We start from the raw sequence: 21,226 nt of genomic DNA on the forward strand, positions 1-21,226 counted from the left end.
TAGCAAAGTGGTTTTGCTATGCGAAAAGTCAATAAGTTATGCGAAAGTGACAGAGGTGTGTCAATAGATTTGCGTCCTTAACGAGAGTTAAGGACGTGAGAGGCGAGAAATCAGGCAGGATTATCGATATCAATAAACGTGACGTCGAGGTCGTAGCTCTGCGCCAGCCACTCTCCCAATGCTTTAATACCGGCACGTTCTGTCGCATGGTGTCCGGCTGCGAAAAAGTGCAGGCCTTGTTCGCGCGCGCTATGAATGGTTTGTTCTGACACTTCGCCACTGATAAACGCATCCACGCCAAATGCCGCGGCGCTATCGATAAAGCCTTGGCCGCCCCCACTGCACCACGCCACGCGCTTGATCAATGCCGGCGCATTATCGCCACAATGCAACGGTATGCGGCCAAGTCGTTCAGCAATTTTTGCCGCCAGTGCTTCGCCGCTCAGGGGTTCAGCCATCTCGCCCCAAGGCACCAACGGTTGAATCTCACCTTTAACCTCAATATCGAATAGCTTGGCCAGTTGTGCATTGTTGCCGAGCTGGGGGTGTGCATCCAGCGGCAGGTGCCAGCCATACAGGTTGATATCATTCATTAACAGGGTACGCAGACGCTGACGCTTCATCCCTTTAATCAACGGCGATTCGCTCTTCCAGAAGTAGCCATGATGCACCAGGATGGCATCGGCGTTGCGCTTTACCGCTTCATCAAGCAGCGCCTGGCAGGCGGTTACACCCGTGATAAGGGTTTTGACTTCTGGACGACCTTCGACCTGCAAACCGTTAGGTGCATAGTCACTGAACGCACTGGTGTTCAGCTGTTGATTAACGATGTGTTCTAACTCGACATTATTCATTCCGGCTCCCTGACCGCCTCAAGCCGCGCCGCGCGCGCGCTCAAATGCGTCTAGTGTCTTTTTACGTGCATCCTTATGTTCTACGATTGGCGCCGGATAATCGAGTTTCTTGTTATTTTTCTGCGCCCACACATGGGGCTGGTGAATATCGCTGTCCGGCACCGCAGCCAACTCCGGCAGCCACTGGCGAATAAATTCACCCTGCTTATCGAAGCGTTCCCCTTGGGTGGTGGGATTAAAAATGCGGAAATACGGCGCAGCATCGGTGCCGGTCGAGGCAGCCCACTGCCAGCCACCATTGTTGGCGGCCAAGTCGCCATCAATCAGCTGCTGCATAAAATAGCGCTCGCCGTCATGCCAGTCGATCAACAAATCTTTGACCAGAAAGCTGGCGGTGATCATCCGCAGGCGATTGTGCATCCATCCCAAGTGATTTAACTGGCGCATCGCCGCATCGACAATCGGATAGCCGGTTTTACCTTGCTGCCAGGCGTTGAGATGCGCGGCATTTTTTTGCCACTCAACGTTATGTGTCCAGTCGATAAACGGCTGGTGTTTACACAACGCGGGGAACGCCACCATCAAATGACGGTAAAACTCGCGCCAGATAAGCTCATTTAACCAGGTAAAGGATTTGCCCTCATTAAGCGCATCAGGGTGCTCTTTCAGGATGCGATGCAGACACTGACGCGGCGAAAGCACGCCGATGGCAAGATAAGGCGATAAACGGCTGGTGCCATCCAACGCCGGTAAATCCCGCACATCAGGATAATGTTGCACCGATTGCTTGCCAAAATGCCGCAATTGCTTGAGTGCCGCCTCTTCTCCAGCGGGAAACAGTGAGGCGTCAATCTGCTCCATCGGATAATCGAAGGCGGGAATCTTTTTACCGGCGCTCAAAGGCGCTTCAGCTCGCGCTTTCGGCGCATGGTGGCATTCAGGCAATCCTTGATGGAGTCGTCTGACAAAAGCGCGGCTGAAAGGGGTAAAGACTTTGAACATGGTATTGCTGCCGGTTTGCACACTACCCGGCGGCAAGAGCAGGCTGTCGTCAAAGCCTTGGCAAATCACGCCTTGGGCATCTAAGCGTTTTTCCGCTGCTGCATCACGCTCACGCTCGTTAATCTCATACTGATAGTTGTAATAAAGCGCATCAACTTGGTGTTGCTGGCAAAATTCTGCGAGGTGATCCACCGAGGCACTGAAGTCAGCACACTGGTGGTAATGCAGTTGAATACCGCGTTCGGCCAACGTCTCTTGCAGCAAACAGAGATTTTGATGGATAAAGGCGGCTTGTTTAGGCGCCATATCATGCTGCTGCCACTGCTGAGGTGTAGCAATAAACAGCGCCAGTACTTTGGCCTTACTGTCGCGGCAGGCGGCAGTAAGGGCGGTGTTGTCATTGATACGCAGATCGTTACGCAGCCAGACTAAATGGGTGGTCATAAAGCTCCAGAATTATTGTCCGTAGCGCAGGCGCAGCGCTTCTGGGTAGGGATCGAAGTAACGTTGCTGCGCCAACCACGGGTGCGGATATTCCGCCATGTAGTGTTTTAGCATGGTGATGGGCACCAACAATGGCTGCACGCCGGTGCGATAACGATCGATCAACTGCGCCAGTTCCTGACGTTGCGGTGAGGACAATTGCGGGCGGAAATAGCCTTGCACATGCATCAGCACATTAGTGTGATTACGCCGTGAAGCCTGATGCGACATTAAATGCATCAAACGGATGCGGTATTCATATGCGTAGTCATCAAGTGACTCCCACTGCTCCATGGCTGCAACAAAACGGCCCATTTCACGGTACTCATCCTGTGCATGTGACAGTAGCAGCAGCTTGTAACGGCTATGGAAGGCAATTAATTTGTGACGGGTTAAACCACTTCGCCACATTTCATTGAATTCATGTAGCGCATAGACGCGGCCCATAAAGTTTTCACGGATGGCGTCATCATGCAGGCGACCATCTTCTTCCAGCGGTAACCACGGCATCTCTTTCTGCAGGAATTCAGTGAAAATGCCGGTGCCAGCTTTACGGTTATCATTGGTTTCGGGTTTGTAGATGCGTACGCGTTCCAAACCACAGCTGGGTGATTTAGCACAAAGAATGTAGCCGCAAAGATGATGAAGGGATTTTACGCGATCGGCGGACCAGCGCTGCATCTCATCCGTCACCTCCTGTCCCCCATCCTTACTGAAGCAAAGATGAATTTGATCGTCAGACTCTTTGACCAAGCGCAGCGCGGGACGAGGTGTAGGCAGCCCAATCGCCATTTCAGGGCAAACCGGTTCAAAACGGACAAAAGGGGTCAGTTCGTCGGTTGCAAAAGCGAAACGCTTGTGGCCACCGTCGAACCGGACCTTGTCTCCGAGCAGGCATGCACTGATGCCGACAGGAATTTTTTCGCTCATACTTGTACAACCCCCAAAATCTTGTAGAGGTTTTAAGTGTAGCTGAAATGAGGGGCAATAACAGCGGGTGCGTACCTGAGAACTGAAAATTTCAGATAAAAAAACCCGGCGCTTCATCAGAAGCCACCGGGTTTAATCGCGAGGCAAAAAATTACCAGTGAATGCCAGCAGTCGCTTCCGACTGCGCTAACCAGACTGGCTTGGTGCTGGTTTTACACCAAATACGATGCAAGTAACTGTAGAAACGTGCACGATCCTGGCGCAACAGCATGACCGGCAGCGCAAGCAGGCCAACCAATACCACCAGCACTCGGCGCAACACGATTTTATAAAGTGGATATGCCTGATACATCATTGCCTCCTCGTGATAACTTTTGCGTTGAAATGTGATCTGCTTCTGATATTACGCGGTGTTGTGTAATTTTACTACTCATCCGACCACTTATTTTGATCTTTTTTTGCGCTTATTGGGCGCATCTGAAAGTTAGTTACATAATTGTAAAATTAACGATGCGCTAGCGTTACGAACATCATGACGGACGCGGTGCAAGATTCTTGATAAAGTGCCGTGTTAACTTTACCTGTGGCAGGAGTCAGCGTGACGACCATCTTGATTGTTGAAGATGAAAAAGAAATTCGCCGTTTCGTGCGCCTGGCGCTGGAGAGCGAAGGCTGAAGATTGTGGAAGCAGAACAATTACAACGCGGGCTGATTGAAGCCGCCACGCGTAAGCCGGATTTGGTCATCCTGGATCTCGGTCTTCCCGATGGGGATGGTAATGACTTTATTCGGGAAGTGCGCCAGTGGAGCAGCATGCCAGTGATCGTGCTGTCGGCACGCAGTGATGAGCAGGATAAAATCGATGCGCTGGATGCCGGTGCCGATGACTATCTCACCAAACCCTTCGGCATTGGGGAACTGCTGGCACGTGTGCGCGTCGCCTTACGACGGCATCAAAGTAGCCAACCTGACCCGATAGTGAAATTTGGCGAAGTGAGTGTCGATTTGGCTGCACGGCGTGTGCTGCGCAACGAGCAGGAAATTCATCTGACCCCTACCGAATTTCGCCTGCTGAGTTTATTGCTGAACAATGCGGGGAAAGTGCTGACGCAGCGTCAATTGCTGAATCAGGTATGGGGGCCGAATGCGGTAGAGCACAGCCATTATCTGCGTATCTACATGGGGCACTTGCGACAAAAACTGGAAACGAATCCCACCCAACCCAGCCATTTACTAACTGAAACCGGTATTGGTTACCGCTTTATGCCATAAAAAAACGACCCATGTTGTCACGTGGGTCGTTTCAGGAAAACGCGTTAAAAAGGCGCACAACTTTCGTAGTTTATTTCAAAAAACGCGCTTCAACGATTATTACGCGTTTTTCAGCACTTCGCTGACAATCTCTACCGCTTCTTTCTCAATCTGCTGGCGATGCTCAGCGCCGAGGAAGCTTTCACAGTAGATTTTATAAGCGTCTTCGGTACCTGACGGACGCGCAGCAAACCAGCCGTTCTCGGTCATCACTTTCAGACCACCAATCGAGGCACCGTTGCCCGGCGCAGCCGTTAGGCGTGCAGTGATGGGATCGCCTGCCAGTGTGTCCGCACTCACCATCTCTGGTGACAGCTTAGACAATGCCGCTTTTTGCGCAGAAGTCGCAGGTGCCTGCAGACGGTTGTAACTTGGCGCACCGAAGCGCTCAGCCAGCTCGTCATAATGCTGCTGTGGGTTCTTACCGGTGACGGCAGTGATCTCCGCAGCCAGCAGGCACAGAATGATACCGTCTTTGTCGGTTGACCAGGCGGAACCGTCGAAGCGCAGGAAGGAAGCGCCCGCGCTCTCTTCGCCGCCGAAACCGAAGCTGCCATCAAACAGACCATCAACAAACCATTTGAAACCGACAGGGACTTCCACCAGCTTACGACCAATGTCGTTGACCACGCGGTCAATCATCGCGCTGGAAACCAGGGTTTTACCCACCGCCACATCTTTGCCCCACTGTGGGCGATGCTGGAACAGGTAGTTGATCGCCACCGCCAGATAGTGGTTCGGATTCATCAGGCCAGCAGGCGTGACGATGCCGTGACGGTCGTAGTCCGGGTCATTACCAAATGCCAGATCGAACTTATCTTTGTACGCCAGCAAACCGGCCATTGCGCACTCAGACGAGCAGTCCATACGCACTACGCCGTCTTTATCCAAGTGCATAAAGCGGAAGGTCTGATCGACCGCATCATTAACAATGGTCAAATCCAGCTTGTAGTGCTCAGCAATACGCTGCCAGTAAGCGATCCCGGAACCGCCAAGCGGATCGACACCGATTTTCAGGCCTGCTTTCTGAATCGCCGGGAAGTCAATAACCTGTGCCAGCCCTTCTACATAAGGCTGAATCAGATCTTGCTCAACGATATGACCACTCGCCCATGCCTGATCCAGCGGCAGACGTTTCACGTCTTTCAGCTCGCCTTTGATCAGCTGGTTAGCACGATCTTCCACCACTTTAGTGACGTTAGTATCAGCCGGACCACCGTTTGGCGGGTTGTATTTGATACCACCGTCTTCAGGTGGGTTGTGCGAAGGCGTAATGACGATACCGTCCGCCTGCGCACCACCGCGTTTGTTGTGCTCAAGGATGGCATTGGAGATGGCTGGCGTTGGCGTATAGCCATTCTCCTGCTGCACGATGACATCCACACCGTTCGCCGCCAGCACTTCCAGCACCGACAGAATCGCTGGCTCGGACAGTGCGTGGGTATCTTTACCCACATAGCATGGACCGGTGATGCCATTCTTTTTGCGCTCTTCCGCGATGGCCTGAGCAATCGCCAGAATGTGCACTTCGTTGAAGCTGTGGCGTCCCGCGCTGCCGCGGTGGCCGGAGGTGCCAAATTTCACCGCATGGTCCGGGTTCGCCGCATCTGGCTTCAGGACGTAATACTGCGAGGTTAATTGTGCAACGTTAATCAAATCGCTCTGCTGGGCGGGTTGCCCGGCACGGGGGTGATTGGCCATTGGCGCTTCTCCCTGACGCTTCGGTTTAAATGGTGCCGCGAACTTTCTCTGTCAGTTCCTGTGGGAACTGCATAGCCAGCATGATGTGTTCAACCATGCTGCATTTGCGGCCTGTATTGGTATTGGTGATCACCCAGTACGGTGTGCCGGGGACATGCTTCGGCTTGGTATGGGTGCCATTTTGCAGCAGCGTATGCTCATCACCCGCGAAGTAAACGCGAGTGCGCCCCTGCAGCGAGGCAGTGGCGTCAGCAAAGGCCGCAGGATCAAGACGATAGAGCGTTGACAGTACCAGCATAAAGCGATTCACCGCCTTATTCTGCTCGGCATACTCATCGGAAAGCAGCAGTTCACGCACGGCACGCACGCGATCCTGAGGACGCGCTTCGTTGCGCACGGGTTGCGCTTCCTTCACTGAAACACTGACGGCAGGCGCAGCAGGTGCACTCTGACCCGCGGTAAACTTCAGCATGCGGCGCAAAATATCGGAGGCGCTTTCACCAATGTGCTGCGTGTGGCTGGCAATATAACGGTAGAGTTCTTCGTCAACTTCAATCGTTTTCATCTTATTCCGTACAATTCTGGCAAATGACAGAACCACGCATTGTTGCAACGGCTTTAGCAAAATCCAGTCGTGCAAAATGTGAGCGGGCTCTAACATAAGGATTATAAAGTTAAATCCGTGGCAGCCGATAGCGCTGGCATCGTTTCAGGGCAAAAGTCGGAATATGCCCTAATGCCTGGCCGGCTGGCTCCTGGACAGGTGAATCCATGATAACCTAAGCCAAGGTCACAACCGTAAGAACTTTAGCCATGATTTTGAACGCCCGACTGGAAACTGAACAATCTTCGCCTGATGCCCCCCCTATTCTGTTAATTCATGGCCTTTTCGGCAGCCTCGATAACCTCGGCGTGTTGGCAAGAGGCATGCGTGATGCGCGCCCTACCCTGCAAGTTGATGTGCGCAATCACGGCTTATCCGCGCGCAGCGAAGTCATGAACTACTCTGTGATGGCGCAGGACATTGTCGATACGATGGATGCGCATGATATCGAACGTGCGGACGTCATCGGTCACTCTATGGGCGGTAAAATCGCCATGGCGCTGAGTGCTGTCGCACCTGAACGTATTGAGAAGATGGTGCTGATTGATATCGCGCCTGTGGATTATCAAACGCGCCGCCATGATGAAATCTTTGCCGGCATTCGCGCCGTGACGGCTGCGGGCGTGACGCGCCGCAGCGAAGCCGCTGCAGTAATGCGTCATCACATCGCGGAAGAGGGTGTCATCCAGTTTATCCTTAAATCCTTTGTGGACGGAGAATGGCGCTTTAATGTGCCGGTGCTGTGGGACAATTACAGCACTATTTCGGGCTGGGAAGAGGTTCCAGCGTGGCAGCATCCCGCATTGTTTATTCGCGGTGGCGATTCCCCCTATCTGGATAATCAACATCGCGAAGCCCTGCTGCGCCAGTTTCCGCAAGCCCATGCACATGTTATCAGCGGCGCTGGGCATTGGGTTCACGCGGAAAAACCTGATGCGGTTTTACGCGCCGTTCGTCGATTTTTTAACCTGTAAAAGCAAAAGCTTGCTAGAAGTGGTTTAGGATTGGCGTCACAGAGTGTGCTGAAGTATGATGTCGCGCTAAAAATTTGCCGCGGATGATTTTTTCGCCGCGGTCGGGCCGATAATGTATAAATCGCGCAGCGCCTTTCCGCCGTTCGCGCCCACTCATTTTCAAAAATCATGGCAAAAGAACAGACAGACCGTACCACGCTTGATCTTTTTGCAGACGAGCGGCGTCCCGGTCGCCCAAAAACCAGCCCGTTGACGCGTGACCAACAGTTACGCATCAACAAACGTAATCAGCTCAAGCGCGATAAAGTGCGAGGGCTGCGTCGTGTTGAGCTGAAAATGTCCAGCGAGGCGGTTGACGCCTTAAACACGCTGGCCGAGCAACAAAACATTAGCCGCAGCGAATTGATCGAACAAATGCTGCTGGCGCAACTCAAACTGTTTTAGCGCGCCGACCGCACGCAGGAACACAAAGTTCAGGCTTTACTCGTTCCGCCCTTTTCAACGGTCTGCTATCATTCGCTAACATGTGCAGTCAATTGACTTACTTTCACAATCAGGCTTTAAGAGGTTACTTAACCCATGGCAATCGTAGGCATTTTCTTCGGCAGCGATACCGGCAACACTGAAAACATTGCAAAAATGATCCAGAAACAACTGGGTAAAGATGTCGCCGAAGTGCATGACATTGCTAAGAGCACCAAAGAAGATCTCGCAGCTTTCGACATCCTGCTGCTGGGTATTCCTACCTGGTATTATGGCGAAGCACAGTGTGACTGGGATGACTTTTTCCCCACGCTGGAAGAGATCGACTTCAATGGCAAACTGGTGGCGCTATTTGGTTGTGGCGACCAGGAAGATTATGCCGAGTATTTCTGTGATGCGATGGGCACAATTCGCGACATCATTGAGCCAAACGGCGCAGTGATTGTTGGCCACTGGCCGACGGAAGGCTACCACTTCGAAGCCTCTAAGGGCTTAGCAGATGACAAGCACTTCCTGGGCCTGGCCATTGACGAGGACCGTCAGCCAGAGTTGACCAACGAACGTGTCGACGCATGGGTGAAGCAGATCTTCGATGAACTGCAGTTGAAAGAGATCATCGAAGCATAAGGTTTTCCCGAACCGATGTGGGCGGTGTCTCACATCGGTGTAACGGAATTTCCTATAAAAATAATAGCTACGGTTTTTTAACTTTTCCCCGCAAATCTGTACAATACCCGCAATGGTCATCCGCTTATTCCTCTGACTGTAGAGTGAGGCTGAGTGAAATGGAAATCCAAACCACACTGTTTCGCCATGGCTTAGACGGTAATTACCCCCACAGCCATTGTTGATTTTATGCGACAGCTTGGTTTTCATTTCACTGCTTCAGTTCTATAATGAGACGCAAATGAGAATAGGCGTTGACCTAAACATTCAAGGCCCTTGTGCCACAAGTGACAAGCAAAGTAACAGGACAATATCCGCATGACTGACAACAACTCCGCATTGAAGAAGGCTGGCCTGAAAGTCACTCTGCCAAGATTGAAAATTTTGGAAGTGCTTCAGGGACCCGGACCCGAGTCCCATCACGTCAGTGCGGAAGATTTGTACAAGCGCCTGATTGATATGGGCGAAGAGATTGGTCTGGCAACGGTATATCGCGTTCTTAACCAGTTTGATGACGCAGGTATCGTCACCCGTCATAACTTCGAAGGCGGTAAATCCGTCTTCGAGTTGACTCAACAGCATCATCACGATCACCTGATTTGCCTGGATTGTGGCAAGGTCATCGAATTCAGCGATGAATCAATTGAAACGCGTCAGCGTGAAATTGCGACTCGCCATGGCATCAAGCTCAGCAACCATAGCCTGTATCTGTATGGTCACTGCGCTATCGGAGACTGCCGCGAAGACGATACGCTCCACGACAAGTAATCGAGTGTGCTATGCAATATAAGAAAACCGGTGCCTGGCACCGGTTTTTTTATGCTGCTATCAAGCGACGAAGGTTTCGTGTAGATAGCGCCAGCGGGGAATGGTGGTGCTGCAATCCAGCACAGCCAGCGAGATGCGACTCTGATTAGTGCCGTTCAGCATTTGCAATTCACGGTATTGAATCGTCACTTCCTGGCTCTGCTGAGAGATGATGGCATGTTCGCTGGTCGCAATTCGCATGCCCTCACGTCGGCCATGCAACTGGCGAAACAACACTTCAGTATCGTTCAGATCCAATTGCTTGCCCAATGGCGTCACCATTTTGAATTCTGGGTGAAAGTGCGACAGAAGCAATTCCATGCTGTCATCGCTACCTTCTGCCTGGTTAAAAATACGTTCAATCAGCTGATGTAAAACCACCACACTGTGTTTAGCTTCCAGAGCGAGACTGGTCATTTTTTTCCTTTGATAACCCGCAGAGCCTTATCTGAGTGCGCTAGCCTACCTGAAAAAAAGTTTTTCACACTCGCTAATGGATTAATTTTACTAAAGTCAGATTAGTCGCAAAATTCACCAACAAGCACATTTTAGCGACCGCAGCATAAATAGCTGGAAGCGGTGGATTACAGGCAATAAAAAAGGGCGAAAACTCGCCCTTTAATGATCAAGTGGTGCTTTCAACAAGCAGGATTAATCACCGATTTTGGCAAAGGTATCGCGCAAACCTACCGTGCGGTTAAACACCAACTTGCCTGGCTGCGAGTAAACGCTATCCGCACAGAAGTAACCTTCACGTTCAAACTGATACGGTGCGGAAGCCGTGGCCTCACGCAGACCAGACTCGACAAAGCCCTGTTTGATTTCCAACGAATTTGGGTTGATGGTAGTGAGGAAATCTTCCGCCGCCGCCGGATTCGGAACACTGAACAGACGATCGTAAAGACGGAACTCTGCAGGCAGCGCATGAATGGCGGATACCCAATGAATCACGCCTTTCACCTTACGACCATCCGCAGGATCTTTGCTCAGTGTGTCGACATCGCAGGTTGCATAGATGCAGGTAATGTTCCCCTCTTCATCTTTGGCTACCCGTTCTGCACGAATCACATAGGCATTACGCAGACGGACTTCTTTGCCCAGCACCAGACGTTTGTACTGCTTGTTGGCTTCTTCGCGGAAGTCAGCACGATCGATCCACACTTCACGGCTGAACGGCACTTGACGCGTGCCCATCTCCGGATTGTTAGGATGGTTTGGCATGGTCAACGTCTCTTCGTGACCTGCCGGCAGGTTTTCGATCACCACTTTAAGAGGATCGAGTACTGCCATCGCACGTGGTGCGTTCTCATTCAGATCGTCACGAATGCATGACTCCAGCGACGCCATCTCTACGATGTTGTCTTGCTTGGTCACGCCAATACGGCGACAGAATTCGCGAATCGAAGCGGCGCTGTAGCCACGACGACGCAGACCGGAAACGGTCAGCATACGTGGGTCATCCCAGCTTTCAACGACCTTCTCAGTCACCAACTGTGTCAGCTTGCGCTTTGACATCACCGCATATTCCAGATTCAGACGCGAGAATTCGTACTGACGTGGATGCTGAGGGATAGTGATGTTATCCAGCACCCAATCGTACAGACGACGGTTGTCCTGGAACTCCAGTGTACAGAGTGAATGCGTGATGCCTTCGATGGCGTCTGAAATGCAGTGGGTGAAATCGTACATCGGGTAGATGCACCATTTTTCGCCTGTCTGGTGATGTTCCGCAAATTTAATGCGGTACAAAACCGGATCGCGCATCACGATGAAGCTTGAAGCCATGTCAATTTTGGCACGCAGACAGGCTTTACCCTCTGCGAAACCGCCATCGCGCATTTTCTGGAACAGCGCCAGGTTCTCTTCCACGCTGCGATCGCGATACGGACTGTTCTTGCCCGGTGCCGTGAGCGTGCCGCGATATTCACGGATCTCATCAGCGGAGAGTTCATCAACGTAAGCCAGACCTTTATTGATCAGCTCTACGGCGTAGTTAAACAATTGGTCGAAGTAGTCTGAGGAGTAACGAATGTTGCCGCTCCACTCAAAGCCCAGCCATTGCACGTCACGCTTGATGGATTCAACGAACTCCAGATCTTCTTTCACCGGGTTGGTATCGTCGAAACGCAGGTTGCACTGACCTTGATAATCTTGGGCGATACCAAAGTTCAGGCAGATAGATTTCGCATGGCCAATATGCAGGTAACCATTGGGCTCAGGCGGGAAACGGGTATGCACACTGTTGTGCTTACCGCTCGCCAAATCTTCGTCGATGATCTGACGAATAAAGTTCGTTGGGCGGGCTTCAGCCTCACTCATCTCAAAATCCTCAAAACAATAGCGGGTGATTTGTACCACGAAGTAACGGAGTATGATCCACAAAGCGCAGGAGGGAAACAACCGTTTGTTGGCGGTTTTAAAACAAAAAAGGCAGGAATTGCTTCCTGCCTTCTGACTAAATCACAAGGACTTAGTTTTTGACTTCATACAATGGCGTCACACCCGCAACAACAGAACCGCTTGCCAGCAGATTCAGACCGGCGAATTCATCGCTGTTGCTGATAACCACCGGGCTGATCATTGAACGCGCGTTAGCATTAAGGAAGTCCAGATCCATCTCCAGAATCGGCTGACCGGCAGTGACCGTCGTGCCCTCTTCCACCAAGCGTGTAAAACCTTTGCCCTCCAGCGCAACGGTATCCAAGCCCATGTGCACTACAATCTCCACACCGTTTGCCGCTTCCAGGCAGAATGCATGGTTGGTGTTGAAGATTTTCACCACAGTACCGGCAATCGGTGCCACGACGGTTTTATCGGTCGGCTTGATCGCCAGGCCTTCACCCACGGCTTTGCTGGCGAACGCTTCATCTGGAACGGCTTCCAGTGCAACGACTTCACCGGTGACCGGTGCCACCAGCGTCGCAATGACCGCTTTCTCACTATTAAGGACGGCCTGCGGTTTAGCCGCACCCGGTGCAGATGCAGCGACCGGCGCTACTGCGGAGGCCGCTACCGGACCTTTACTCAACACCGTTTTCATTGCGCTGGCAATGATCTCAGCCTGTGTACCCACAATCACCTGGACGCTTTGCTTGTTCAGGCGAATAACACCTGAAGCACCCAGACGTTTCGCCACGCCATCATTCACTTGCGCAGAGTCTTTCACATTCAGACGCAGACGCGTGATGCAGGCATCAATGTTGGTCAGGTTTTCAGAACCGCCTACTGCCGCAATATAACGACGCGCCAGTGATTCAGTTTGGCTCTCGCCGTTACCGCTGTGATCAACGTTAACGTCGTAGCCATCGGTTTCATCGCCCGCAGAAAGCTCGCGGCCCGGCGTCATCAGGTTGAATTTCTGGATGGTAAAGCGGAAGACCACATAGTAGATGGCGAAGAACACCAGACCTTGTGGGATCAGCATCCACCAGTTTACCGCCAGTGGATTTCGGGTTGAGAGCACCATATCCACTAACCCGGCACTGAAGCCAAAGCCTGCGATCCAATGCATGCTGGCAGCGATGAACACGGAAATGCCGGTTAATACAGCGTGAATGACATACAGCACCGGCGCCACGAACATGAAGGAGAATTCAAGCGGCTCAGTGATGCCGGTAAAGAAGGCAGCAAAAGCTGCGGCCAACATAATACCGCCCACTTTGGCGCGGTTTTCAGGGCGCGCACAGTGGTAGATTGCCAATGCAGCACCTGGCAAACCAAACATCATGATAGGGAAGAAGCCCGCCTGGTAACGACCGGTGATACCTGGAATACCTGTACCATCAGCGATTGATTGCGCGCCACCAAGGAACTTAGGAATGTCGTTGATACCGGCGACATCGAACCAGAACACTGAGTTGAGCGCGTGATGCAGACCCACGGGAATCAGGAGACGGTTAAAGAAGGCGTAGACACCTGCACCGACTGAACCCATTTTCTGAATGTGTTCACCGAAGTTCACCAGCCGCCGAAGATGATCGGCCAGATATACATCAGAATGAAAGCGACGACGATCATCAGGAAGGAAACGAGAATCGGCACCAAGCGGCGTCCACTAAAGAACGACAGCGCCTTTGGCAGCTCAACGTGGCTAAAGCGGTTATACACTTCAGCGGAGAGAATACCGACCAGGATACCGACAAATTGGTTATTGATTTTGCCGAAGGCCGCTGGCACCTGATCCACCGGTATTTTCTGAATCATCGCCACTGCGGCCGGTGAACAGAGTGTGGTCACCACCAGGAAGCCAACGAAGCCGGTTAACGCAGCTGCACCATCTTTATCTTTCGACATACCGTAAGCCACACCAATGGCAAACAGCACAGACATATTTTCGATAATGGCTGAACCGGATTTGATCAACAGTGCCGCCAGCGCATTGCCTGCGCCCCAGCTGTCCGGATCAATCCAGTACCCCACGCCCATTAAGATTGCCGCTGCCGGCAGAGTCGCTACCGGCACCATAAGCGCGCGGCCGACCTTTTGCAGATATCCTAAAATACTCACCTTATTCTCCCCCTATGAGACTGGCGTTTGCCGTAGCGTGGGTTGATTTTATTATCCCGACGCCCGGTACTTTGATGACATCATTCACCACGAGGCGCAGTGTAAAGATAAATTAATTCGCCTCGCAAATTAAAACCACGATAACTGTGATTTTAATCACCATAACGGACGTTTATTCCTGCGAAATGCTAGCCACCACCACAAACTTATTTTATGATGAAAAATATCAGGTCGCACTTTTCCCTACTGGTTACGCTTAAACAGATTACGCTTAAGGGCAGCAACCTAAACCAGAATCGGCGACAACATTTTCCAAATCTTAATTGAGGTGAAGACATGAGACTGATCCCTTTGGCCACACCGACCCAGGTGGGTAAATGGGCTGCACGCCATATTGTTAACCGCATTAACGCGTTTAAGCCTAGCGCAGAACGTCCCTTCGTGCTGGGTTTGCCAACCGGCGGTACCCCGCTGGAAGCTTACAAGCATCTGATTGAGATGCACAAAGCGGGCCAGGTTAGCTTTAAACACGTTGTCACCTTCAATATGGATGAGTACGTTGGCCTGCCAAAAGAGCATCCTGAAAGCTATCACAGCTTCATGTACCGTAACTTTTTCGATCACGTTGATATTCAAACAGAAAATATCAATCTTCTGAATGGCAATGCACCGGATATTGACGCAGAATGTCGCCAGTATGAAGAGAAGATCCGCGCTTACGGTAAAATTAACCTGTTCATGGGCGGCGTGGGTAATGATGGACACATCGCGTTTAACGAACCCGCCTCCTCCCTCTCTTCCCGTACCCGTATCAAAACGCTGACGCATGAAACCCGTTTGGCGAATTCGCGCTTCTTTAACGGCGATGTTGATCAGGTACCGAAATATGCCCTGACCGTTGGCGTGGGCACGCTGCTGGATGCCGAGGAAGTGATGATTCTGGTTACCGGACACGTTAAAGCCCAAGCGCTGCAGGCTGCCGTGGAAGGCAACGTTAACCATATGTGGACCATCAGCTGTTTGCAGCTGCATGCAAAATCTGTCGTGGTGTGCGACGAGCCATCCACCATGGAACTGAAAGTGAAAACCGTAAAATATTTCCGCGAAATGGAAGCGGAAAATATGAAAGGTGTGTGAGAACACTTTGTAAAAAACCTGCCGCCTCAAGGTGGCAGGATTAGCCGGGAGAAAAACGATGTACGCATTAGTAAACGGCCGGATTTTTACTGGCCATGAAATTCTGGACAATCATGCGGTCGTGATTGCGAATGGCCTGATTGAGCGCGTGTGCCCGCGTGACGCCCTCGACGCGACAATGGCACAGCAGGATGTGGCTGGTGCCTATATCGCTCCCGGTTTTATTGATTTGCAACTCAATGGCTGCGGCGGTGTGCAGTTCAACGATGATATTGAAGCGTTGAGCGTTGAAACACTGGAAATTATGCAACGTGCCAATGAAAAGTCTGGCTGTACCAGCTATCTGCCGACGTTGATTACCAGCACCAATGAACTGATGAAGCGCGCTATCGAAACCATGCGTGCTTACCTGGCGAAGCATCAGAACCAGGCACTGGGTCTGCATTTGGAAGGGCCATGGCTGAATAAAGCCAAGAAAGGCACCCACAATCCAGAGCTGATTCGTCTGCCCGATGCGGAGATGGTCGATTTCCTGTGTGCCAACGCTGATGTGATCACTAAAGTCACACTCGCACCAGAAAACGCCGGGGCCGAGGTCATTCGCAAGCTATGTGGTGCAGGGATTATTGTTTCTGCGGGTCACTCCAACGCCACTTACGAAGAAGCCAAAACGGGCTTCAGTGCGGGCGTCAGCTTTGCCACCCACCTTTATAACGCGATGCCGACCTTTGCGGGCCGTGAGCCAGGGCTGATCGGTGCGCTGTTTGATTCACCTGATGTATACTGCGGCATCATTGCAGATGGTTTACATGTCCATTACGCTAACGTGCGCAATGCAAAACGCATCAAAGGCGACAAGCTGGTGTTAGTGACGGATGCCACAGCACCGGCGGGTGCGTCGATTGATAAATTCATTTTTGCAGGCAAAACAATATACTATCGCGACGGCCTTTGCGTTGACGAAAACGGTACCCTGAGTGGTTCTGCGCTGACGATGATTGAAGCCGTGCAGAATAGCGTAGAACACTGTGGTATCGCACTGGATGAAGCGTTGCGTATGGCAACGCTTTATCCGGCACAGGCAATGGGCGTGGCAAAACAGTTAGGTTCGGTGGAAGCAGGAAAAGTCGCTAACCTGACTGTCTTTACCCGCGATTATCAAATCACTAAGACGTTAGTCAACGGAGACGACGTCCTCAGCGAGTAAGTACTGAATGACCACTGGCGGCCAGACTCAAATAGGAAATGTCGATCTTGTCAAACAACTTAATAGTGCGGCCGTTTATCGGCTAATTGATCAACAGGGGCCGATTTCGCGCATACAGATTGCCGATCTCAGCCAGCTTGCGCCCGCCAGCGTCACAAAAATCACGCGTCAGCTCATTGAGCGCGGCCTCATTAAAGAGGTGGAGCAGCAAGCCTCCACCGGCGGCCGTCGCGCTATCTCTATCATCACCGAAACCCGCCACTTCCATACCATTGGCGTCCGCTTAGGACGCAATGATGCGACGCTAACGCTGTTTGACCTGAGTGGAAAATCGCTGGCGCAAGAAGACTACCCGCTCCCTGAACGCACTCAAGAAACGCTGGAAAATGCCCTGTTTAATGCGATCGCTGCGTTTATGGCCGCACATCAGCGCAAAATCCACGAACTGATCGCCATTGCCGTGATCCTGCCGGGTTTAGTCGATCCGATTAACGGCATCATTCGTTATATGCCGCATATTAACGTAAGCCACTGGCCACTAGTTTCCAGCCTGAAAAAACGCTTCAACGTCACCAGTTTTGTCGGTCACGATATCCGCAGTCTGGCACTGGCAGAGCACTATTTTGGTGCAAGCCGCGACTGTGCAGACTCCATCTTGGTGCGTTTACATCGCGGTACGGGCGCGGGCATCATCGCCAATGGGCATATATTTCTTGGCAGCAATGGCAACGTAGGAGAGATCGGCCATATTCAGGTTGATCCACTCGGCGAGCGCTGCCACTGCGGAAACTTTGGCTGTCTGGAAACCATTGCCGCCAATGGTGCGATTGAAAACCGCGTGCGCCACCTGCTCAATCAGGGATATCCCAGCACACTCACGCTCGATAATTGCCTGATGCCACAAATTTGCCGAGCAGCCAATCATGGTGATGCATTGGCGTGTGAAGTGATCGAGTATGTTGGGCGTTATCTGGGCAAAGCCATCGCTATCGCGATTAACCTGTTTAACCCACAAAAAGTGGTGCTGGCGGGTGAAATAACCGAAGCTGACAAAGTGTTGTTCCCGGCGATTGAAGGCTGCATTAATACCCAGGCGCTGAACGCTTTCCGCAAGAATCTGCCTGTGGTGCGTTCTGAGCTGGATCACCGTTCAGCGATTGGTGCGTTTGCGCTGGCAAAACGCGCGATGCTGAATGGCATTCTGCTGCAGCATCTGCTGGAAGAATAATTGAAGCCTGCCGTCTGGCGGGCCTGACCGGAAGCCATTATGACCATCAAAAGCGTAATCTGTGACATCGACGGCGTGTTGATGCACGACAATACTGCCGTGAAAGGCGCCAACGAATTTCTCCAGCGCATTCTTGAAAAAGAGATGCCACTGGTGGTGCTGACCAACTATCCGTCGCAAACGGCGCAAGACCTGGCAAATCGATTTGCCAACGCGGGCGTTGAAGTACCGGATTCAGTGTTTTATACCTCAGCGATGGCCACCGCCGACTTCCTGCGCCGTCAGGAAGGAAAAAGCCTATGTGATTGGCGAAGGTGCCCTGATCCATGAATTGTATAAAGCCGGATTCACCATTACCGATGTCAATCCGGACTTTGTTATTGTCGGCGAGACGCGCTCCTTTAACTGGGAGATGATGCACAAGGCCGCGTTCTTCGTCGCCAGCGGCGCGCGCTTTATCGCCACCAACCCGGATACGCATGCACGTGGCTATGTTCCTCCTGCGGCGCATTGTGTGCAGGTATCGAGACTATTTCAGGTCGCAAGCCATTTTATGTCGGCAAGCCTAGCCCGTACATCATGCGTGCCGCGCTGAATAAGATGCACGCGCACTCCGAAGAGACGGTGATTGTCGGCGATAACCTGCGCACCGATATCCTCGCTGGCTTCCAGGCCGGCCTGGAAACCATTCTGGTGCTTTCTGGCGTCTCAACGCTCAGCGACATTGATGCCATGCCGTTCCGACCTGACTGGATTTATCCTTCTGTGGCAGATATCGATCTGTTCTGATTTAGCCATCAGCGTTTCTTATGGCCCTGCTCGCGTTTTGCGTGAGCGGGGCTTTTTGTTTTGGCTCCTAAAGTGGCCTGTACCTTGCCGCCCCCACTGTACACAAATCCATCGCAATCACAATTCCATTAGACGCCATCTAAAATAATCACGATTAAATTGAACATTATTCAATTTTTAGCGCAAGTGAACATTATTATTATCAAAAGATCGCAATTTTGCTTGCGTTACCACCATCAAATAGCGCATTTTCTTATACATCACGCAGCCACTGCTGCCGGACAAACGTAGAAATCACATCGCCATAAGGTGAGATCAGGAGTCAGTTATGTGTTCGATTTTTGGTGTGTTGGATCTGAAGACCGATCCTGTTGAACTGCGCAAGAAAGCGCTGGAGTGTTCCCGTCTGATGCGTCACCGTGGCCCAGATTGGTCCGGCGTCTACGCCGACGACAAGGCCATCCTGGTGCATGAGCGCCTGTCAATCGTTGACGTTAACAACGGCGCACAGCCGCTGTACAACGCCGACCACACCCACGTACTGGCGGTGAACGGTGAAATTTATAACCATCAGGCTCTGCGTGCTGAACTGAGCGATCGTTATGCCTTCCAGACCGGCTCTGACTGTGAAGTCATTCTCGCGTTGTACCAGGAAAAAGGCCTCGATTTCCTCGACGACCTGCAAGGTATGTTCGCCTTCATTCTTTGGGACAGCGTAAAGCAGCAATATCTGATTGGTCGCGACCATATCGGTATTATCCCGCTGTATATGGGCAACGATGAGCACGGCAACCTGTTTGTTGCTTCTGAGATGAAAGCGCTGGTGCCGGTTTGCCGTACCATCAAAGAATTCCCACCGGGAAGCTTCATGTCGAGCAGCGACGGCGAAATCCGCCGCTACTGGCAGCGTGACTGGATGGATTTCTCAGCGGTTGCCGAGAACACCACCGATGCCGCAGGCCTGAAACATGCGCTCGAAGAGTCAGTGAAAAGCCATCTGATGTCCGATGTACCTTATGGCGTATTACTTTCTGGCGGTCTGGACTCTTCGATCATTTCAGCCGTGACCAAACGTTTTGCTGCTAAACGTGTTGAAGATGAAGATAAGAGTGATGCCTGGTGGCCACAGCTGCACTCCTTCGCGGTAGGTCTGGAAGGTTCACCGGATCTGAAAGCGGCGAAATCCGTGGCTGAGCACCTTGGTACGGTGCACCATGAAATTCACTTCACCGTGCAAGAAGGTCTGGATGCCATCCGCGATGTGATTTATCACATCGAAACTTATGATGTCACCACCATCCGCGCATCAACACCGATGTATCTGATGTCACGCAAAATCAAAGCGATGGGCATCAAAATGGTGTTGTCTGGTGAAGGTGCTGATGAAGTGTTTGGCGGCTATCTCTATTTCCACAAAGCGCCTAACGCCAAAGAATTCCATGAAGAAAACGTGCGTAAGCTGTTGGCTCTGCATATGTTTGACTGTGCACGTGCTAACAAAGCGATGTCTGCATGGGGTGTTGAAGCCCGTGTGCCGTTCCTGGATAAGAAATTCCTGGACGTTGCTATGCGCATCAACCCTGAAGATAAACTGTGCGGCAGCAACGGTAAGATGGAGAAACACATCCTGCGTGAGTGCTTCTCTTCATACCTGCCAGAAAGCGTAGCATGGCGTCAGAAAGAGCAGTTCTCTGATGGCGTGGGTTATAGCTGGATCGACTCACTGAAAGAAGTGGCAGCAAAACAGATCAGTGACCAACAACTGTCTACCGCACATTTCCGTTTCCCGTACAACACGCCGAACTCGAAAGAAGCGTATCTGTATCGCGAAATCTTTGAAGAGCTGTTCCCAATTGCCAGTGCGGCTGAGTGTGTTCCAGGTGGTCCATCTGTGGCTTGCTCTTCAGCGAAAGCGATTGAGTGGGACGAAGCTTTCAAGACCATGGATGACCCTTCTGGTCGTGCCGTTGGCGTGCATCAGTCCGCGTATAAATAAGCTTTTGAATGAGTATCATAAGGGGCCGAATGTGGCCCCTTTTTACTTTATTCGTCGATGTTGCGATCAAAAACTGCTGAATAAATCACCACCCTGGTTATAACCCAGACAAACAGGTGTTTTAAGGCAAAAAACGGCAAAAAACTTGTTGACGCTACAAAGCTCAATACGCATAATGCGCCCCGCAACGCCGATGAAGGTTAGCGAAAAAAGATGGCTACGTAGCTCAGCTGGTTAGAGCACATCACTCATAATGATGGGGTCACAGGTTCAAATCCCGTCGTAGCCACCATCTTTTTTTTCGCGGGAGTGGCGAAATTGGTAGACGCACTAGATTTAGGTTCTAGCGCCGCAAGGTGTGCGAGTTCAAGTCTCGCCTCCCGCACCATTTCATCTTCGGCAGCCGGATGGGGTATCGCCAAGCGGTAAGGCACTGGTTTTTGATACCAGCATTCCCAGGTTCGAATCCTGGTACCCCAGCCAATCCGATAGTTTCTCGTGGATACGAGTCGACAGATGGGATATCGCCAAGCGGTAAGGCACCGGTT

16 protein-coding genes, 3 tRNA genes and 3 pseudogenes are annotated in these 21,226 nt (G+C 51.7%); 13 read left to right on the top strand and 9 right to left on the bottom strand.

Translation table 11 applies throughout. From position 1 onward, the window contains the following. Window positions 1–110 precede the first annotated feature (110 nt). The 4 genes from HA51_RS24075 to HA51_RS24090 all read right to left on the bottom strand — a co-directional run bounded on the left by HA51_RS24075 (window position 111) and on the right by HA51_RS24090 (window position 3,621). A complete protein-coding gene (locus HA51_RS24075; protein ID WP_084937761.1) occupies window positions 111–854 on the bottom strand; it encodes a type 2 GTP cyclohydrolase I in 744 nt (247 codons plus the stop codon). An 18-nt stretch (window positions 855–872) separates the two neighbouring features. Further along, window positions 873–2,300 (bottom strand): deoxyribodipyrimidine photo-lyase, encoded by a 1,428-nt coding sequence (phrB, locus tag HA51_RS24080; RefSeq protein WP_084937764.1) that lies wholly within the window; start codon window positions 2,298–2,300, stop codon window positions 873–875. Between the two features lie 12 nt (window positions 2,301–2,312). Continuing rightward, window positions 2,313–3,269, bottom strand: a complete 957-nt coding sequence (locus HA51_RS24085) for a YbgA family protein (RefSeq protein WP_084937766.1) — start codon at window positions 3,267–3,269, stop codon at window positions 2,313–2,315. 151 nt (window positions 3,270–3,420) lie between these two features. Then, window positions 3,421–3,621, bottom strand: a complete 201-nt coding sequence (locus HA51_RS24090; RefSeq protein WP_084937769.1) for a DUF2517 family protein — start codon at window positions 3,619–3,621, stop codon at window positions 3,421–3,423. Window positions 3,622–3,867: 246 nt separating this feature from the next. On the opposite strand from HA51_RS24090, the pseudogene kdpE reads away from it, so the two are divergent. Beyond that, window positions 3,868–4,541, top strand: a pseudogene (gene kdpE, locus HA51_RS24095) (two-component system response regulator KdpE). 99 nt (window positions 4,542–4,640) lie between these two features. Here kdpE and pgm read toward each other — a convergent pair. Continuing rightward, window positions 4,641–6,281, bottom strand: a complete 1,641-nt coding sequence (pgm, locus tag HA51_RS24100; RefSeq protein ID WP_084937772.1) for a phosphoglucomutase (alpha-D-glucose-1,6-bisphosphate-dependent) — start codon at window positions 6,279–6,281, stop codon at window positions 4,641–4,643. Between the two features lie 25 nt (window positions 6,282–6,306). Then, the gene (seqA, locus tag HA51_RS24105) at window positions 6,307–6,846 is read right to left on the bottom strand and encodes a replication initiation negative regulator SeqA (protein WP_084937775.1); all 540 of its coding nucleotides are present in this window, start codon (window positions 6,844–6,846) and stop codon (window positions 6,307–6,309) included. A gap of 248 nt (window positions 6,847–7,094) precedes the next feature. Between seqA and ybfF the strand changes: the two genes are divergently transcribed. The 4 genes from ybfF to fur all read left to right on the top strand — a co-directional run bounded on the left by ybfF (window position 7,095) and on the right by fur (window position 9,776). Continuing rightward, window positions 7,095–7,859, top strand: coding sequence for an esterase (ybfF, locus tag HA51_RS24110; RefSeq protein WP_084937778.1), 765 nt, complete (start codon window positions 7,095–7,097; stop codon window positions 7,857–7,859). A 168-nt stretch (window positions 7,860–8,027) separates the two neighbouring features. Next, complete coding sequence (gene ybfE, locus HA51_RS24115) at window positions 8,028–8,303, top strand: LexA regulated protein (protein WP_084937782.1); 276 nt, start codon at window positions 8,028–8,030, stop codon at window positions 8,301–8,303. A gap of 135 nt (window positions 8,304–8,438) precedes the next feature. After that, on the top strand, window positions 8,439–8,969 hold the full coding sequence (gene fldA / locus HA51_RS24120) for a flavodoxin FldA (RefSeq protein ID WP_034829111.1): 531 nt from the start codon (window positions 8,439–8,441) through the stop codon (window positions 8,967–8,969). Window positions 8,970–9,326: 357 nt separating this feature from the next. After that, window positions 9,327–9,776 carry a ferric iron uptake transcriptional regulator gene (gene fur / locus HA51_RS24125; protein WP_084937785.1) on the top strand — a complete coding sequence of 150 codons (450 nt, stop codon included), beginning with the start codon at window positions 9,327–9,329 and terminating at the stop codon, window positions 9,774–9,776. A gap of 60 nt (window positions 9,777–9,836) precedes the next feature. Here fur and HA51_RS24130 read toward each other — a convergent pair whose 3' ends face one another. The 3 genes and pseudogenes from HA51_RS24130 to nagE form a co-directional block, all read right to left on the bottom strand. Continuing rightward, the gene (locus tag HA51_RS24130; RefSeq protein WP_084937787.1) at window positions 9,837–10,232 is read right to left on the bottom strand and encodes a hypothetical protein; all 396 of its coding nucleotides are present in this window, start codon (window positions 10,230–10,232) and stop codon (window positions 9,837–9,839) included. Between the two features lie 234 nt (window positions 10,233–10,466). Beyond that, window positions 10,467–12,134, bottom strand: coding sequence for a glutamine--tRNA ligase (gene glnS / locus HA51_RS24135; protein WP_084937790.1), 1,668 nt, complete (start codon window positions 12,132–12,134; stop codon window positions 10,467–10,469). Between the two features lie 151 nt (window positions 12,135–12,285). After that, window positions 12,286–14,315, bottom strand: a pseudogene (nagE, locus tag HA51_RS24140) (N-acetylglucosamine-specific PTS transporter subunit IIBC). Between the two features lie 342 nt (window positions 14,316–14,657). Here nagE and nagB point away from each other — a divergent pair. The 8 genes and pseudogenes from nagB (at window position 14,658) to HA51_RS24180 (ending at window position 21,161) form a co-directional block, all read left to right on the top strand. Beyond that, the gene (gene nagB, locus HA51_RS24145; protein WP_084937793.1) at window positions 14,658–15,458 is read left to right on the top strand and encodes a glucosamine-6-phosphate deaminase; all 801 of its coding nucleotides are present in this window, start codon (window positions 14,658–14,660) and stop codon (window positions 15,456–15,458) included. 58 nt (window positions 15,459–15,516) lie between these two features. Beyond that, complete coding sequence (gene nagA, locus HA51_RS24150) at window positions 15,517–16,665, top strand: N-acetylglucosamine-6-phosphate deacetylase (RefSeq protein WP_084937796.1); 1,149 nt, start codon at window positions 15,517–15,519, stop codon at window positions 16,663–16,665. A gap of 7 nt (window positions 16,666–16,672) precedes the next feature. After that, window positions 16,673–17,893 (top strand): DNA-binding transcriptional regulator NagC, encoded by a 1,221-nt coding sequence (nagC, locus tag HA51_RS24155; RefSeq protein ID WP_084937799.1) that lies wholly within the window; start codon window positions 16,673–16,675, stop codon window positions 17,891–17,893. A gap of 39 nt (window positions 17,894–17,932) precedes the next feature. Next, window positions 17,933–18,682 (top strand): annotated as a pseudogene (locus HA51_RS24160) (HAD-IIA family hydrolase). Window positions 18,683–19,010: 328 nt separating this feature from the next. Next, on the top strand, window positions 19,011–20,678 hold the full coding sequence (gene asnB / locus HA51_RS24165) for an asparagine synthase B (RefSeq protein ID WP_084937802.1): 1,668 nt from the start codon (window positions 19,011–19,013) through the stop codon (window positions 20,676–20,678). Window positions 20,679–20,893: 215 nt separating this feature from the next. Continuing rightward, window positions 20,894–20,970: transfer RNA gene (locus HA51_RS24170), tRNA-Met, on the top strand. A gap of 11 nt (window positions 20,971–20,981) precedes the next feature. Beyond that, window positions 20,982–21,066 (top strand) — tRNA-Leu (locus HA51_RS24175). Window positions 21,067–21,086: 20 nt separating this feature from the next. Beyond that, window positions 21,087–21,161: transfer RNA gene (locus HA51_RS24180), tRNA-Gln, on the top strand. The last annotated feature ends 65 nt before the right edge of the window (window positions 21,162–21,226 follow it).

The organism is Pantoea rwandensis (genome assembly GCF_002095475.1).
Classification (GTDB): domain Bacteria; phylum Pseudomonadota; class Gammaproteobacteria; order Enterobacterales; family Enterobacteriaceae; genus Pantoea; species Pantoea rwandensis.

Bases quoted from the DNA above. Each gene is read 5' to 3' on its own strand.
- HA51_RS24075 (WP_084937761.1), bottom strand. From the start codon at position 854: ATGAATAATGTCGAGTTAGAACACATCGTTAATCAACAGCTGAACACC.
- pgm (WP_084937772.1), bottom strand. From the start codon at position 6,281: ATGGCCAATCACCCCCGTGCCGGGCAACCCGCCCAGCAGAGCGATTTG.
- glnS (WP_084937790.1), bottom strand. From the start codon at position 12,134: ATGAGTGAGGCTGAAGCCCGCCCAACGAACTTTATTCGTCAGATCATC.
- HA51_RS24090 (WP_084937769.1), bottom strand. From the start codon at position 3,621: ATGTATCAGGCATATCCACTTTATAAAATCGTGTTGCGCCGAGTGCTG.
- fur (WP_084937785.1), top strand. From the start codon at position 9,327: ATGACTGACAACAACTCCGCATTGAAGAAGGCTGGCCTGAAAGTCACT.
- asnB (WP_084937802.1), top strand. From the start codon at position 19,011: ATGTGTTCGATTTTTGGTGTGTTGGATCTGAAGACCGATCCTGTTGAA.
- nagA (WP_084937796.1), top strand. From the start codon at position 15,517: ATGTACGCATTAGTAAACGGCCGGATTTTTACTGGCCATGAAATTCTG.
- HA51_RS24130 (WP_084937787.1), bottom strand. From the start codon at position 10,232: ATGACCAGTCTCGCTCTGGAAGCTAAACACAGTGTGGTGGTTTTACAT.
- nagC (WP_084937799.1), top strand. From the start codon at position 16,673: ATGACCACTGGCGGCCAGACTCAAATAGGAAATGTCGATCTTGTCAAA.
- fldA (WP_034829111.1), top strand. From the start codon at position 8,439: ATGGCAATCGTAGGCATTTTCTTCGGCAGCGATACCGGCAACACTGAA.
- ybfF (WP_084937778.1), top strand. From the start codon at position 7,095: ATGATTTTGAACGCCCGACTGGAAACTGAACAATCTTCGCCTGATGCC.
- ybfE (WP_084937782.1), top strand. From the start codon at position 8,028: ATGGCAAAAGAACAGACAGACCGTACCACGCTTGATCTTTTTGCAGAC.
- nagB (WP_084937793.1), top strand. From the start codon at position 14,658: ATGAGACTGATCCCTTTGGCCACACCGACCCAGGTGGGTAAATGGGCT.
- phrB (WP_084937764.1), bottom strand. From the start codon at position 2,300: ATGACCACCCATTTAGTCTGGCTGCGTAACGATCTGCGTATCAATGAC.
- seqA (WP_084937775.1), bottom strand. From the start codon at position 6,846: ATGAAAACGATTGAAGTTGACGAAGAACTCTACCGTTATATTGCCAGC.
- HA51_RS24085 (WP_084937766.1), bottom strand. From the start codon at position 3,269: ATGAGCGAAAAAATTCCTGTCGGCATCAGTGCATGCCTGCTCGGAGAC.